Annotated in this window: 13 protein-coding genes; 7 read left to right on the top strand and 6 right to left on the bottom strand. The window is 59.7% G+C overall.

Annotation, left to right across the window (positions count from 1 at the left end; all coding sequences use genetic code 11):
* Positions 1–95: 95 nt before the first annotated feature.
* The 6 genes from cobC to holA all read right to left on the bottom strand — a co-directional run bounded on the left by cobC (position 96) and on the right by holA (position 6,313).
* Positions 96–644, bottom strand: a complete 549-nt coding sequence (gene cobC, locus KO088_RS07505) for an alpha-ribazole phosphatase family protein (RefSeq protein ID WP_215494225.1) — start codon at positions 642–644, stop codon at positions 96–98.
* A 51-nt stretch (positions 645–695) separates the two neighbouring features.
* A complete protein-coding gene (locus KO088_RS07500) occupies positions 696–1,214 on the bottom strand; it encodes a S4 domain-containing protein (RefSeq protein WP_060934954.1) in 519 nt (172 codons plus the stop codon).
* Positions 1,215–1,244: 30 nt separating this feature from the next.
* Positions 1,245–2,312, bottom strand: a complete 1,068-nt coding sequence (locus tag KO088_RS07495) for a glycosyltransferase family 9 protein (RefSeq protein ID WP_215494224.1) — start codon at positions 2,310–2,312, stop codon at positions 1,245–1,247.
* A 24-nt stretch (positions 2,313–2,336) separates the two neighbouring features.
* Entirely contained in the window at positions 2,337–2,951 is a 615-nt protein-coding gene (locus KO088_RS07490; RefSeq protein ID WP_009433385.1) for a DUF4254 domain-containing protein, read from the bottom strand.
* A gap of 90 nt (positions 2,952–3,041) precedes the next feature.
* Positions 3,042–5,306 carry a helix-turn-helix domain-containing protein gene (locus tag KO088_RS07485; protein WP_215494223.1) on the bottom strand — a complete coding sequence of 755 codons (2,265 nt, stop codon included), beginning with the start codon at positions 5,304–5,306 and terminating at the stop codon, positions 3,042–3,044.
* 2 nt (positions 5,307–5,308) lie between these two features.
* On the bottom strand, positions 5,309–6,313 hold the full coding sequence (gene holA, locus KO088_RS07480; protein WP_215494222.1) for a DNA polymerase III subunit delta: 1,005 nt from the start codon (positions 6,311–6,313) through the stop codon (positions 5,309–5,311).
* A 64-nt stretch (positions 6,314–6,377) separates the two neighbouring features.
* Between holA and KO088_RS07475 the strand changes: the two genes are divergently transcribed.
* The 7 genes from KO088_RS07475 to KO088_RS07445 all read left to right on the top strand — a co-directional run bounded on the left by KO088_RS07475 (position 6,378) and on the right by KO088_RS07445 (position 15,186).
* Positions 6,378–6,830, top strand: a complete 453-nt coding sequence (locus KO088_RS07475; protein WP_060934978.1) for a type I restriction enzyme HsdR N-terminal domain-containing protein — start codon at positions 6,378–6,380, stop codon at positions 6,828–6,830.
* Positions 6,831–6,864: 34 nt separating this feature from the next.
* Entirely contained in the window at positions 6,865–8,127 is a 1,263-nt protein-coding gene (locus KO088_RS07470) for a DUF2851 family protein (RefSeq protein ID WP_215494221.1), read from the top strand.
* Positions 8,128–8,957: 830 nt separating this feature from the next.
* Positions 8,958–10,493, top strand: coding sequence for a Do family serine endopeptidase (locus KO088_RS07465; protein ID WP_215494220.1), 1,536 nt, complete (start codon positions 8,958–8,960; stop codon positions 10,491–10,493).
* A gap of 160 nt (positions 10,494–10,653) precedes the next feature.
* Positions 10,654–11,964 (top strand): porin, encoded by a 1,311-nt coding sequence (locus tag KO088_RS07460; protein WP_215494219.1) that lies wholly within the window; start codon positions 10,654–10,656, stop codon positions 11,962–11,964.
* A gap of 9 nt (positions 11,965–11,973) precedes the next feature.
* A complete protein-coding gene (locus tag KO088_RS07455) occupies positions 11,974–13,257 on the top strand; it encodes a hypothetical protein (RefSeq protein ID WP_215494218.1) in 1,284 nt (427 codons plus the stop codon).
* Positions 13,258–13,279: 22 nt separating this feature from the next.
* On the top strand, positions 13,280–14,599 hold the full coding sequence (locus KO088_RS07450; protein WP_251419881.1) for a hemolysin family protein: 1,320 nt from the start codon (positions 13,280–13,282) through the stop codon (positions 14,597–14,599).
* Positions 14,596–15,186: a 4'-phosphopantetheinyl transferase family protein gene (locus KO088_RS07445; protein WP_215494217.1), complete on the top strand. Its 591-nt coding sequence runs from the start codon at positions 14,596–14,598 to the stop codon at positions 15,184–15,186. Before KO088_RS07450 ends, KO088_RS07445 begins: the two co-directional genes overlap by 4 nt.
* Positions 15,187–15,201: the final 15 nt, after the last annotated feature.

Genomic DNA, 15,201 nt, shown 5'->3' with positions numbered 1-15,201 from the left:
AAGTCCCATCGGGTATGCGTACCCATGGGATCCCTATTTATATAACTACAAGATACAGGGCATAATTGTTCGCTCCGCGTCCTTCGTGATGTCGATTAGTCCTCGAGATGGGTGAAGTCGAGGCGCGTGACGGAGCCGAAGCCGGGGAGGGTCGCGAAGGCATCGACGAGGCGCACCTCACCGGTGATCGCACGGGCGCAGTTGATGACGCCGCCGTGGCAGAAGACGAGGATCTGCTTATAGCCCTCACGACGCTTCTCGAGGAAGAAGTCACGTACGCGAGCATACTGCATCATCAGCGACTCACCGCCAGGAGGTACGCCCTCGATGTAGCGGGCGAAGAACTGATCCACAGGCTCGTCCTTGATGATCTCGGCCCAAGGCTGACCCTCCCAATCACCGAAGTTCATCTCCTTCAGGCGGTCGTCAAGGGTGGCGAAGCCGTAGCCACAGAAGTCCGCGAGCTTGCGGGCGCGCTGTAGGGGCGAGGAGAAGACGCCGTCGAAGCTAAGACCTTCGAGTGCGGCGCGTGTGACCCTGGCCTCCTCCTCGAAGGTGGGGCGTACGTCGATGTCCATATCGCCGTAGCACGTCTCATTGCCGTCGAGGACGACAGACGTGTGGCGTACAATATATACGTGCATAAAGATGTGGGGATAAGAGCGTGAAGAGGTGAAGCCCGCACGCCGTGCGGACTACTCTTCGTCGAAGGAGCGGCGCTTGCCACTATGCCCACGATGCTCAGAGCGTGCGGGGCGGGTATTGCGTGCACTGCCGCGACGGCCACTATTGTGGTGGCGGAGGAGTCGTTCGTCGAAGACTTCTTCTTCGTCGCCCCAGCCTTCGGTGCGAGCCTTATGGGTGCGCTTGTTCTCTGGGTTGTTCTTGCTCGTCTTGCGCAGGGCAGCGCTCTTCGGAGCGGAGAGGATACGCTGGCTCTCGGCGCGCTCGCTGCGGCGGTCGCGGGTACGAGGGCGCTCGCTATCCTTCTTGAGCTTGGTCTGGAGCTTCTCCTCGGCGGCATGCTCTTGGATAAGCTCCTTGACAGGGAGGTCTACTTCGTCGAAGAAGACGACATCGGTCTCCGAGACAAGGTCGGAGAGCTGGGCGCGACGCCCGTTGATCTTGACGCGACCGAGGCGGATATACTCCTCGACATCACGTCGAGAGCCCAGGCCAGCGTCGCTGATCAGCTTATTGATACGTAGTTTCATTCGTGGAGAAAGGGCGGAAAAAAGGTGGCGCTATGAAGCTGCGCCTTCGCTGAGAGTGAGGACTGCCTCGAGGATGCGCTCGGGGCGAAGTGCCCTTGAGCAAGCGAAGTCGGGCCCCGTGTGGCAGTGCTTATTGTCCCCAAAGATACTACATGGACGGCGAGGAGCATCCTCGGGCTGTAGACAATCCTCCAGGCGCTGGCCTATACCGAGGAATCCAGCTGCGGGATGTGTGCAGCACCAGACGGAGAAGACACGCGTGCCGACCATAGACGCCAGGTGCATATTCGCGCTGTCCATCGAGATCATAGCGTCCATCGAAGCGATGAGGATGAGCTCGTCCGAGAGGTCAAGCCGCCCAGCGACGGAGTGGATATGAGGGCGGTTCGTAGCCCACTGCTCTATCTGTGCTTGCTCCTTCCCTCGGCTACCGAAGAGGAAGATCTCGAAGCGCTCGCTCTCCTCGATGAGGCGGAGCGCCTCCTGCATCAGAGCGGGGTCGTAGGTCTTCGCCCGTGTCGAGGCGAAGGGAGCTATGCCGAGACGCAGGCGTCCTGGCACAGACTGAGTCAGCTCGGGGTGGAGCCGCTCGAAGGTCGCACGGAGGCTGGGGTGGATGGCCACTGGAGGAATGGCCTCGGGGACGCTCAGCCCCGCCGAGCGGAAGACCTGCTGATAGAGGCTCCACATCGGCGGTAGCGGCGTGAGATCCTTCGTCGCGCTGTCGGCGACGAGGCGGCGTCGCCCCTCACGGGGCTTGATGAGGTGCTGCGTGGGTACGCCCGTCAGTCGGAGGATCGAGCGGAGTACCTTGGTGCGCAGTACGTCGTGTAGGTCCAGTACCGCATCGAAGTGCTCATGCCTGAGGCGCCGAGCATAGCGTAGCAGTCCGAGGAAGCTACGCTCCTCGCCACGACGGATGTCGATAGCCATCCCCTCGACATTGTCGGGGGCATCGAGGAGGAGCTCCGTGAAGAACGGCTGGGTGAGCAGGATGAACTCATGCTGCTCGTTGGCACGTGCTACGGCGTAGAGCAGGGGGATGAGCATCGCCACGTCGCCCATAGCAGAGAGGCGGATGATGAGGTAGCGGGCCACAGATAGCGGGTAGGAGTGGTGAGACTACAAGGTCTGACCCTTGAGCATGGGGTTGAGCTCGGGGTCGTTGTACATCTTCATCTGCTTGTAGACCTTCATGTACTTACGACCAGCGGCGATGTCCTCGAGGAGCTCGTTGATAGCTGTCGTGAGGTCGACCTCTTGCTCGCGTAGGGTGCGGAGCTTGGAGGCGCACTTCTCACGGAGTGCTTCATCGGAGCCAGCCTGCTGGACGGCCTTGTTCATATTGTAGATCTTCAGCGCGAGGATGGAGAGACGGTCGATAGCCCAAGCGGGGCTCTCGGTGTTGATCTTGGCATCGGGGAGGGGCTTCACATCTGCAAAGTGGGTGTAGAAGAAGCTGTCGATGAGCTCCACAAGGTCGGTGCGCTCTTGGTTGCTGCGGTCGATACGGCGCTTGATCTTCAGCGCTTCGACGGGGTCGATCTCGGGGTCACGGATGATGTCCTCGAGGCACCACTGGGCGTTGTCGATCCAGTTCTTGCGGAAGAGGTCATGCTCGATCGTGTGCTCGGGGTAGGGATTGCCTGTGCAGGGTGTGTCCACGCTGCCTCGTAGCTCGTAGGCTTGGATAGCTTCCTGGAAGATGCGGATGGCTAATTGGCTGAACTGCTTCATATCTTATCTGAGCGCCTTATTAGTGTCAGGTGTAGCGCCTATCAAAGATAATGAAAAAGGTGTATTGTCCTAATGCTCTCCGACTTACCTCTATCGGCGGGTCCGATGCAGTCGGAAGGCGGTGAGGTAGAGGCGTAGCTCGTAGTAGTCGAGACGCCCCTTGAGGGCTTCGTGGATGTCCTTCAGCCCCGCCTCATCACCCATCTTGGCGAAGAGTGGCGCGAGCTCATCGATCTGACGGCTGTCGATACCTGCTTCTTGCTCCGTGAGGAGGCCCTTCTCGAGAAGCTGCGTGATATGTCCGTAGATGGTGCCGACGCTGAGCTTACGGATGCTGGCTACCTCGAGTACGGTCTTCCCTTCGCGGATGAGGTGGCACGTCTGCTCCTGTGTACTCACACGGGGCTCTCGCTCGGCGGTCTTCTTCTTGGTCTTGGGGGAAGGCGCACCGCTGTCGGGTACGATGTAGGGCGTCTTGACCTCGGCCTTTGCGGCTTGGAGCCACTTGCCGTGGCGCTCGTCTATCTGGAGGTCATCACGATTGAGCGGCTCTCCCGTAGCGAGGGCCTGTATGCAGCTCTCGATGCGTATGAGGCCGCGCATCAGGCGTACGGTCTCGGCATAGAGGAGGTCGAGCTCGGCGATGAACTCCTTCACCTTCTTCATGCCACGGGCGTCGCGCTGGGTCTGTAGTAGGCTCACGAAGACCTCCGTCCAGCGGGGGAGGAAGTAGGCGAAGGCCTTACGGGTGCGCTCAGCGATGGAGGGAAGGGCGGATTCCCCTTCTGCAAAGAGGCCGTGGAGCTGCTGGACGAAGCGGTCGGCTACCTGACGCAGCTCATCGACCTTGAAGGCCTGCTCATGCGCCCAGTCTCCGAAGCGGCTCTTCTGACTACGCTCGCTCTCCATGCGGTAGCTGTAGGCGTGCTGGCGGTAGAGGTCGGCGACGTCGCTCCAGCTGAAGGCTTGGACAGCCTGCTGGAGCCAATAGCTGAGCTTGTCGGCGATGAGGCACTGACGTAGCTCCTCGTCGCTGGCTCGGGTGGCTTCGTAGCCTGTGATCTCGGGCGGTACGGAGAGCGTGTCGGAGCCTAAGGGCGAGAGGAGGACAAGGCCTTCGGGGCTTCTCAGGCGGGAGAGCGCTACGTAGGCTTGCCCCGAAGCGAAGACGGCCTCGAGGTCGATGGCTGCACGGTCGAAGGTCAGCCCCTGACTCTTATGTATCGTGATCGCCCACGCCAGGCGGATAGGGAAGTGCTTGAAGGTGCCCTGGATGTCGGGCTCGGTATCGCCTGTATCCTCATTGAGACGGTAGCGGGCATTCTCCCAGCTGTAGGCGGGTACGTCGAGGAGCTCGCCATTCTCCAGCCGTACGATGAGCTTCTTCTCGGTCATCTCCTCGACGGTAGCGAGCATACCATTGTAGAAGCGGCGGGGCTGCTGGAGGTCGTTCTTGATGAGCATGACGCGCGCGCCGACCTTCAGGCGGAGCATGGGCTCGATGGGGTAGAGGTGGTCGGGGAAGTCCCCTGCGATGCTGGCGTGATAGTCTTGATATGCCCCAGGGAGGGCCTCGAGAGCCTTGCGATTGATCTCGTCAGCACGGGCATTGTGCGTCGTCAGCGTCACGTAGCCCTCGCTCTTGATGGGGTCGAAGGCGGGGTTGATACGTCCACGGAGCCACTGTATGTCCTCGGGGGTGAGGGCGCTGTAGCGCAGGTGGTTTAGTAGGTCGATGAAGCCGGCATCCTGCTGGCGGTAGACGTGTGTGAGCTCGATATAGAGCGGGGGGTACTTCTGCAGGACGTGTGCGTGGAAGAAGAAGAGGCTGGGGTAGTACTGGCGCAGTACGTCCCACTCCTGCGGCTTGACCACGGGCGGGAGCTGCATCAGGTCGCCGATGAAGAGCACCTGCACACCGCCGAAGGGTAGCGGGCTTCTACGGACGCTACGCAGGAGGAGGTCGATGAGGTCGAGCGTGTCGGCACGGAGCATACTCACCTCGTCGATGACCAGCAGCTCGAGGGCTCGAAGGAGGCGGATCTTACGCTCCTGCAGATGGATGTGTCGGCGGAAGTCCCGTGGCGTGACCAGTAGCTGATTGGGCGTCGACGGGAGCTGGGCCATCGAGTCGGGGATGAAGGCGCCGATGGGGAGCTGTAGGAGGGAGTGGAGGGTCGTACCGCCTGCATTGAGTGCGGCGATACCCGTGGGAGCAGCGATGACGCAGCTCTTGTAGGTGTGCTCCTTGATATAATGTAGTAGGGTTGTCTTCCCCGTGCCAGCCTTCCCCGTGAGGAAGATGTTGCGATTGGTATGGGCGATGAAGGCCTGAAGGTACTCTTTGCGCTGCATGCTTAGGCGGCCAAGATACGTGACACGAGCTCAGAGTAGAGCTGGCTCGTAGGGATGTTGGCATCTACCCCCTTCGAGTAAGCGTCGATGAGGCGTATCTGGTGGATGATGGCGAAGGTCTGTGCGGCCGAGTAGCCTCGACGTGCCAGATCGTAGTCGCGGGCGACGAAGGGCTGTACCCCGAGGAGGGAGGCGATGCTCCGCTCGTTGGGCTGTGCGATGTAGTAGACCGCCATAAGGTTCGAGAAGAAGCCGAAGAGCGTGGAGAGCGTCATCTGGATGGGATGGTTGCGCTCGTCGGAGGCGAAGTACAAGGCGATGCGGTAGGCACGCGCTGCGTCACGGCGGATGAGTGCCGTGAGTAGCTCGAAGTTGTTGTACTCCTTGCTCACGCCGATGTAGTATTCGATGACCTCGGGGGTGACGGTGCGGGTGCCCTTCTCGGAGAGGGCAAGGGCGATCTTCTCGACTTCGTTGAGGATCTTCTCCAGATCATTCCCCGTGCTGTCGGCCATCAGATGGGCCGTGCGTGGGTCGATATCAAGCTGGCGTGCGGCGAAGCTCTTGATGATGAAGTCGGGGATCTTCGAGTCGTACATCTTCGCCGACTCGAAGACGCCACCTCGCTCGCTGATGGCCTTGTAGAGCGCCTTGCGCTTGTCGGCCTTCTTCTTGTAGCAGAGGATGAGGCACGTACTCTCGGGGAGCTCATCGAGGTGGGCGGCGAGGGTGTCGAGGTCGCGCACCTGCTGGGCTTCGCGCACCAAGACGAGGACCTGCGAACCCATCATAGGGAAGCGCAGGGCTTCGAGGAGTATCGTGCGGGCATTGACCTCGGCACCATAGAGGATACTCTGATTGAAGTCCTGCTCCTCGGCGGGAATCAGTTCCTTGGCCGCAAAGGAGGCTATCTGGTCTATGAAGAGGGGTTCGTCTCCAGCGAGCAGGTAAACTCGCTGGGGTTTGCGTTGCTTGAGCGAACGGATGATCTCGTCGTACGTGGGCATCTATACTATATTTATGTACTTTCGTGGGTATGAGCCCAATGAAGTACTCTCTACAAAGATAAGCATGATCGAGCTAAACCTGCCGAAGTGTCGCCTGCGTCTGGAGCAGCGTGAGGGCAAGCCCTATGTCTATGATGAGCTGCGGCGTAAGTTCGTCCGCCTCACGCCCGAGGAGTGGGTGCGCCAGCACTTCGTCCATTATCTTATCGATGTCTTAGGCTATCCCCAGCCCTTGATGCAGAATGAAGTGGCACTGCGCCTCGGTGAGACCTCGAAGCGATGTGACACCCTCCTCTACGACAAGGCGCTCCGCCCGCAGATGATCCTCGAGTACAAGGCTCCCCACGTCGCGCTGACAGAGACCGTGCTGCAGCAGATCGTCCGCTACAACTATGTCCTGCGCGTGCCGTACCTCGTCCTGAGCAACGGCCTCGACCATCTCGTCTGCCGTATCGACTACGACACGATGAGCTATACCTTCCTCTCCGAATTCCCCTCCTATGATAGCTTAGAGTGACGGAGCTTCCCCTACCGCCTAATACCGACACACCATGGAAGCCTTCCTACATTATATATGGGCACACCGCCGCTATACGGAGCTGATCCCGCAGGGCGCTCTGGCAGGTGCTCGCATTGAGGTCCTCGATCCCGGGGTGCTCAATGTGCATGCTGGCCCCGACTTCTTCGCCGCTAAGGTGCGGATCGATGACCTCCTCTGGGTAGGGGCGGTGGAGATCCACCACGCCTCGAGTGAGTGGCACCAGCATCATCACGATGCCGACCCCGCCTACCGATCCGTCATCCTCCACGTCGTCGAGCAGGACAATCGCCCCGTCATCTTCCCCTCAGGAGAGGCGCTACCCACCTGCCTCTTGATGGTGCCTGAAGAGCTTCGCCCCGAGGCTGCTGCTTTGCTCTCCGCAGAAGCCAAGCTCCCCTGCGCAGACCACCTCGCATCCGTCCCCGAAGAAGAGCGCCGTATGTGGCTCTCCTGTCTCTCGCGTAGTCGCCTCTCCCGCAAGGTCACGGCCGTGCGTCAGCTCCTCGAGCGGAGCGAAGGCGACTGGGCGCAGACCCTCTATGCGCTCTTCCTCCGTGCGCTGGGCTTCGGGCTCAATGGTGATGCGATGGAGCGCCTGGCCTTCGCCCTGCCCCTGCATCTCCTCCTCAAGCACCGCGATCAGCTCCCGCAGGTCGAGGCGCTCCTCCTCGGCTCGGCAGGCCTCCTCGACTACCTCCCCGACGAAGCGCTCCGCGAGGAGCGGCAGCGGGAATATGCCTTCCTCGCCCATAAGTATGGATTGACGCCTCTTCCGCAAGGTGCGTTCCGTCGGGCGCGAACTCGCCCCACCGGCCTCCCCGAGTACCGCCTCCTCCAGCTCGCCACGCTCATCGTGCATGCCCCACTCTGGGGGAGTACCTTCCCCGAGATGCCGAGTATGGAGGCGCTGATGACCCTCCTGCGCCACCCCCTCCCTGCGCACTACTGCGGAGGGAAGTGGCGAGGAAGCGGGATGCTCTCCGAGGAAGCCGTCGCACATATCGCTATCAACGTCCTTGTACCCTATCGAGAGGCTTGGCGTGCCCACTACCAGCGGGTAGGGGAGCCGGTGGGCGAAGAGCTGCGCCTCGATAAGCTCCCTGCGGAGACGAACCACGTGACCCGACTCTTCGCCGAAGCTGGTCTCACCGCACGCTCCGCTCAGGAGTCGCAGGCCCTCCTCCAGCTTCACACCGACTACTGCACCCCTCGGAGGTGTCATCGCTGTCCGTTCTCCATCTCCCTGTCTTCTTGTTCGAGTGCCCTCCGCTGAGGCGCTGGCATTCAGCTTTTCCTATTGATCTTACTTGCCTTCCTGACGAGCGTGACGCTCCGCTCTTCCGTGAAGGGGTGATGCGAGCCTATATTGGTCGCTGGGTGGACCTGTATAGGCGACTGTTGCTGCGAGTCCAGTCCTCTATTCCGAGTGCTAAGGTATCGCGCACCCAGCTCCCCGATACACCTCTCCGAAGTGATACGCAAGCCCTTCGCTTTATCGCGCGTATTCCTCTCATCCAGCGGAGGGAAAGGTGGCATTCTCGCGAAGAAAAAAGCGCCTTCCCGTAGTGATTTTCCTCTGTCTACGCACGTGGTCTTAAAGACTACGTACGCAAATCCTAAAGACTACGTACGTAGATATTAGAGCCACGTACGTAGTCCACACTTTTCTGCCATTCGTCCACAACTTTTATCCCTACGCGGAGCAATTACCTAAGTATAGGTCACTTCACAAAGCTGTATAGGGATCAGTCCAAAGCTATATAGCTCTGCCCACGTACTCATATCGGTTCATACTCCTTCCCTTCCGATGACGACACTTCGTCGCGGGGCATCCACTACTTCATATGTCATATTAAGTCGGCGAGATGCTGTCATATTGCCGAGAAAAAGTCTGCGCTTTTGGCAGAATGTGAAGTTTTGTAGGGGTGAATTAAACATTGGCACCCTCTTTGACTCTCATAAGGTAAAGGGGCTTCCCCGCCACCCACCTATATCTGAGGTCGAGTGCGTAGCCGTTCCTTACGAAGCACGGCACGTCTCGAGCCCGCGATGAGGAGCTCCGGAGTGTTTTTTTAATCAGATAAAGAATTATACTTAACGACTATGAACAAGGTATTGAAGAAATCAGCCGCTGTCTTAGGCTTGGTAGCGGTAAGTATTGCAGCTTCGGCTGCTACGGTCCACGTAATGACCCGCAATGGTGGTAGCTCAAGTAGCTATACCGCTCAGTCAGGTGTCGAGGGTGTGACCTCAGCGAATGAATATGGATTCCAGAATACAGCCTATGCCATAGGCTCGCGCCAGATAGGTAATGCTCCAGACCTCACACCTGCCGCCGAGAGCTCGGTGAAGGCGGTCGTCCACATCAAGGTGAAGAAGACCCAGCAGGTGCAGTCCCAGCAGATGATTGACCCCTTCGAATTCTTCTTCGGTGGCGATCCTCGTGGGGGCTCACGTCGTAGCGAACCCGTCGTGGGCTATGGCTCGGGTGTGATCATCAGCAATGATGGCTACATCATGACGAACAACCATGTCGTCGAGGGTGGTGACGAGCTCTCTGTGACGCTCAATGACAACCGTACCTTCAAGGCTAAGCTCATCGGCTCCGACCCCTCCAGCGATATCGCACTGATCAAGGTCGAGGCTAAGGACCTGCCTACGATCCCCTTCGGTAACTCAGAGAACCTCCGTCTCGGCGAGTGGGTCCTGGCTGTAGGGAATCCCTTCAACCTCACCAGCACCGTCACGGCTGGTATCGTCAGCGCTAAGTCGCGTGCCGCTGCCACGGGCGACCAGCTCGGTGTAGGTGCCTTCATCCAGACCGATGCTGCCGTCAACCCTGGTAACAGTGGTGGTGCCCTGGTCAATGCTGCAGGCGAACTCGTCGGGATCAACACGATGATCTACTCTCAGACGGGGAACTATGCTGGCTACTCCTTCGCAGTGCCCATCAACATCGCTGCTAAGGTCGTCTCCGATATCAAGAAGTACGGTACCGTACAGCGTGGTATGCTCGGGGTCGCAGGGGCTGATGTCACCAGCGAGCTCGTACAAAAGGAAGGGCTGAAGGTCAACGAAGGCTTCTATGTCGCTGACTTCGCAGAGATCAGCGCCGCACTGGCTGCTGGTATCGAGAAGGGTGACGTCATCACCGCCATCGACGGCCACCGCATCACCTCCTTCGCTCAGCTCCAGGAGCAGCTCTCTCGCTTCCGTCCTGGTGATGCTGTGCAGGTCACGGTGAACCGCAAGGGCGCAGAGAAGACCTACAAGGTCACGCTGCGCAATCAGGAAGGTGGCTCTAAGCTCCTCAAGCAGTCTTCCAATGGGGCGAACAACCGCCTTGGTGCTACCCTCAAGGAGCTGGGTGCCAATGAGCTCCGTGCCTACGGTCTCTCCTACGGCCTCGTCGTCCAGTCCCTCCAGTCGAATAGTGCCCTGCGTAAGGCTGGGGTCCGCGAAGGCTTCGTCCTCTTGACGGCTAACAACGTGCCTCTGCGCTCACAGAGTGACCTCAATCAGGTCGTCTCCGCTCTCGACAAGGCTGGGAGCCAGAGCCGCTCTCGTCGCTCCGCCCTCCAGCTGCGTGGCTTCTATCCCGAGACGGGCGAAGTCGTATCCTTCGTAGTCGATCTGTAAGTCCATCCCTCCTATATAAATGGAGCGTCCCCATGGGTGAGGCTGGGTAGCTTAGCTATCCTCCTCCCCCGTGGGGACGCTGTCTGTATGGGCTTCCTCTCCGTCGTTGTACTGCAGAAAAGGCTATCTTTGTCTAAGGTAAACAAATACGCATTCTCTAATGGCATCGTCGAATAGAAGAAAGAACTACGCGCTTATCGCTTCGGTCATCGTCGCTGGTGGCCTTCTCCTCTCGTCCACAAAGGCAGCTGCCCAGACGGGTATCGCCCTGCGTCTGGGGCAACCTGATGAGGTGACCCTCGGTGTCGATGGTCGCTTGACTCTCGATGTGGCAGCCTTCGCTCCCGTTGATAAGTCTAACTTCACCTACCTGCCTGCAGGGGCGACCCAAGAAGAGCCCTTCCGTATGGCGGCTGGGACCTCCATCACGCAGGCTCGTCTCGGCTTCTTCGGGGGCTATGGCAACTGGACGGGTCGTATCGACGTCAACTACACGGGGCAGCGCGTCACCTTCTGTGATGTCTACGCTGCCTACGCTTTCAATCCCCAGACGCGTCTTGTCCTCGGGCACCAGCTCGAGCCGCTGAGCATCGGGATGAATACCTCCACGCGTCACGGCTCGGTCACGACCCCACTACCTCTCGACTTCCTCATCCCCTATACCCGTCACTGGGGGCTTGCTGGTTCGCACTGGGGGGATAAGTATTGGCTCGGTGCAGGCCTCTTCGCTGGTAGCAGCGAGCGCGTCAATGCTCGTGAGAACCATATGGGCGAGGGCTATGGTGTCTCGGCACGTGCCGTCTGGCGCCCCATCAATACGGATCAGACGACTGTGCACTTCGGCTTCTCGGCTGTGGCTCGTACTCCCGAGCGTGTGACGTCGGATGACGGCATCGTCGTCCTGGGCGGTCGTTCGGGCTCTGTCGTAGAGAACCGCAAGTTCATCGCTGGTGGCTTCTCAGGGATCGACCACTACACCATCTTTGACCTGGAGGCTGCTTACCGTGATGACCGCTTCTTCGTCCAGGGTGAGGCCCTGTGCTCGACCTTTGCCACAAAGGAAAGACCAGGGGTTATTACGAATGGAGAGAAGACGTATAATATTGATGGTAGTGAGAGTGTCTCCTTCTGGGGCGGATATCTCGTAGGCTCCTATATGCTCCGTGGGAAGCAGCGTAGCTACTCCAATAGCGGTGCAGTCTTCTCTAATGTCAATAATGAGGTGGAGCCTGGGGGCAATGTCGAGCTCATGATCGGTGCCAGCGCTATCGATACCCAGGGCTATATGGGGCAGGCCTATGAAGCCCTTGGAGCGGTGAACTGGTATCCCAATACCGCGATGATGCTCGGCCTCAGCTATACTTTCACTTCCTTCAGCAAGGATGCTGTTGCACTCGGCCGTCTGCGTTCCAACAGCGGTGATGGTCTGAGCTACCATACCCTGCAGCTACGCGCGCAGTTCGTATTCTAATCATTCGATATGTCTTTACGATCGATCCTACTTCTCTCCACCCTCGTCCTCGTCCCACTATGGGGTGAGGCGAAGGTCGTGAAGCCCAAGGCTCCCACGCAGAGCCCCGAGCAGCTCCTCCGTGAGGCGGAGCGTGCCTATCACGCCTATCAGTTTGGCCCTGCCTCGACAGCGCTCTCCAAGTATATCTCCAGCCTCCAGCGCCGCCGTCAAGCGGTGCCCGACAGCATCACGATGCTGCAGGGGCAGATAGCACGTGCCGAGCGTATGTATGGCGCAGCCGATGAGCTCCGCGTCGTCGATAGCACACTCGTCGGGATCGATCGCATAGCCGAGCTCCTCCCTCAGGGCAGTGGGCGCTTCCTCGTCGCCGAGCAGCTCCCCGCCGATATCCGCTCGCTCCTCCCCGTGGAGACGCCCGTAGTAGGCGACAGCCTGCAGCCGGCACCTCCCGTCTTCCCCATCTTCGGCTTCGTCGATGCGCTGGGGCGTAATAGCATCATCCCCGATGCTCATGCGCTCGCTTGGTATGCTAAGGCAGGACGTAGCTGGGAGCGTCAGGGGGTAGCAACCAAGACGCTGGAGGCCGATGCGCCTATCCGCTCACCCTTCCTCCTCGAGGATGGTATGACGCTCTTCTTCGCTCGCCGCTCTCCCGCAGGCCTCGGTGGCTATGACCTCTATATGACACGCCTCACCGAGCAGGGTAATAGCTTCTTCGAGCCTACCCTCCTCGGCATGCCGTACAACTCCCCCTACAACGACTATCTGCTCGCCTATCACGAAAGCGAAGGCTGGGGGATCCTCATCAGTGACCGCTTCGCTCCCGAGGGGCAGGTCCACGTCTATCGCTTCACTGGTCGCCCTGCCTTCCTCGCTGGTCGTCAGGGTGGTGAGACGACGGAGCTTGCGCCTGAAGAAGCCTACCGCCGTGCGACCCTCTCGGGTGTCCTCTACGAAGGCGAGGCCATAGCCGTACAGCCTACGACGCAGCGCGAGGAGAAGGCGGAGCTGACCTTCCACCTGCAGGGCGCAGTCATCTACCACCGCTGGGCAGACTTCAAGAGTGACGCTGGCCGTCGCACCTTCGCTGAGGCCGAAGCTCTACGCGAATCCCTCGCCCGTGAAGAAGCCCGCCTTAGTGAGCTCCGTGCTCGCTGGAGAGAGGGTGATGCCTCCGTACGCAGTGAGCTGCGTAGCGAGCTTCAGCTCCTCGAAGCCTCTGTCCAGCAGAAGGCAAAGCAGCACCGCGACCTCCTCAACGCCGTACGCCGCCACGAAGGCGTGCGCTAATCCCCCCCAATCCTCTACGCATTTGGAATCATTCAGTCAGGTAATCAATGAGGTGATCCCCGTCTCGGCTTGGATCGCCCTCTCTATATCGGGCCTTCTACTCGTCGTCTCGGGCTTCATGTCCTCCTCCGAAGTCGCCTTCTTCTCGCTCTCTCCCTCCGACATCGACACGATCAAGGAGGAGGAGCATCCTGCGGATCAAGGCCTCGTAGAGCTGCTCAAGGATTCGGAGCGCCTACTGGCGACGATCCTCATCGGCAATAATCTGGTCAACGTGGCTATCGTCATCTTGACCGGCTATGCCTTTGCGCAGATCTTCGACTTCACGCATGCTCCCGCCCTGGGCTTCATCTTCCAGACGGTCATCCTGACGCTCCTCTTGCTGCTCTTCGGTGAGATTATCCCGAAGGTCTATGCCCAAGCACACCCCCTCGCTTTCAGCCGCTTCTCCTCGGGGAAGATGGCGCTGATCTCGCGCATCCTCTATCCGTTCTCCTCCTTCCTCATGCGCTCGACGAGCATGCTGACGAGTCGTATGCAGCCCAAGCGCTATGACCTCTCCGTGGACGACCTCTCGCAGGCCGTTGACCTTCTCGAGGGACACGAGCCCGAGGAGAAGGAGCTCTTCGAGGACATCATCAACTTCCACAACAAGACCGCTTCGGAGATCATGGTGCCCCGTGTGGATATGGTCGATATCGATGTGGCGTGGGACTTCCATCGTATGCTCCACTTCGCCCTCGACTCGGGCTACTCACGTATCCCCATCTACGAGGGGTCGGAGGACAATATCCGCGGTATCCTCTACCTCAAGGACCTCATTCCCTACAAGGAGCAGGAGGCGGACTTCGACTGGACGAAGCTCATCCGTGATGCGCTCTTCATCCCCGAGAACAAGCCTCTGGACGACCTCCTCGAGGAGTTTCGCAGTACGAAGAAGCACATCGCCGTCGTCGTCGATGAGTACGGTGGTACGAGCGGTATCGTCACTATGGAGGACCTCCTCGAGGAGATCGTCGGAGAGATCTCGGACGAATATGACGAGGAGGAGCTACCCTACAAGCGCCTACCCGACGGGAGCTATCTCTTCGAGGGAGGGACACCTCTGACGGACGTCCTGCGTGCGCTCGACCTCGAGCAAGGTACCTTCGGCAAGGCCGAGGAGCAAGTCGATACCCTCGGTGGGCTCGTCCTCGAGCTCAAGCAAGACCTGCCCCGCAAGGGTGATCTGGTCACGGCTGGCGAGTGGAGCTTCCGAGTCACGAGCTTGGAGAAGTTCCGCATCACCGAGGTCCAAGTCATTCCCCCTCCAGCGGACGACACGACATCGGGTACAGTATGACGCTGGAGCACATAGAAGGGTTACCCTCTGGGGTAGCCCTTTGTCTTGGTCACTTCCCCGTAGTGGGGCGACGGGAGCGTCGTAGTAGCGAAGAGGCTGCTGTGGGCGCTATCCTCTGTGACCTCTTCGGCTGTGCTACACCGCCTGAGCGTGAGCATGACGCTACGGGGCGGCCCTTCCTCCCCAGTGCGCCCGAGCAGAGCGTGAGTATCTCGCATGCCGAGGGCCACGCGGCTGTACTTCTCACGACCTCCACGCTCCGTCCCGGGGTGGATATAGAGACCTACCGCCCGCAGCTCCGTGCCGTAGCCTCGCGCTACCTGACAGAGAGCGAATGGGATCTGCTTGAGCATAGCGCTCCCTCGCTCTCGGAGCTTCAGCTCCGCACCCTCCTGTGGTCAGCGAAGGAGACCGCCTTCAAGATCTTCGGCCCGCCCGATGCCTCGCTCCATAGCTTCACGCTGGAGCGTATCGACCCTGCCTCGCAGCAGCTACGCCTCGGCTACGCTCGTGAGGCTACCTCGCTCACGGTGCACTACACACTGCGCCCCGACTACCTCTTCACCTTCGGCTGGCATGAGGCTTAGCCTACCGCCCGCCCA

This window comes from Porphyromonas bobii, from assembly GCF_943169685.1.
Taxonomy (GTDB): Bacteria; Bacteroidota; Bacteroidia; order Bacteroidales; family Porphyromonadaceae; genus Porphyromonas; species Porphyromonas pasteri.
The sequence above is the reverse complement of the archived record's forward strand: the minus strand, read 5'-3'. Positions and strand labels throughout refer to the sequence as shown.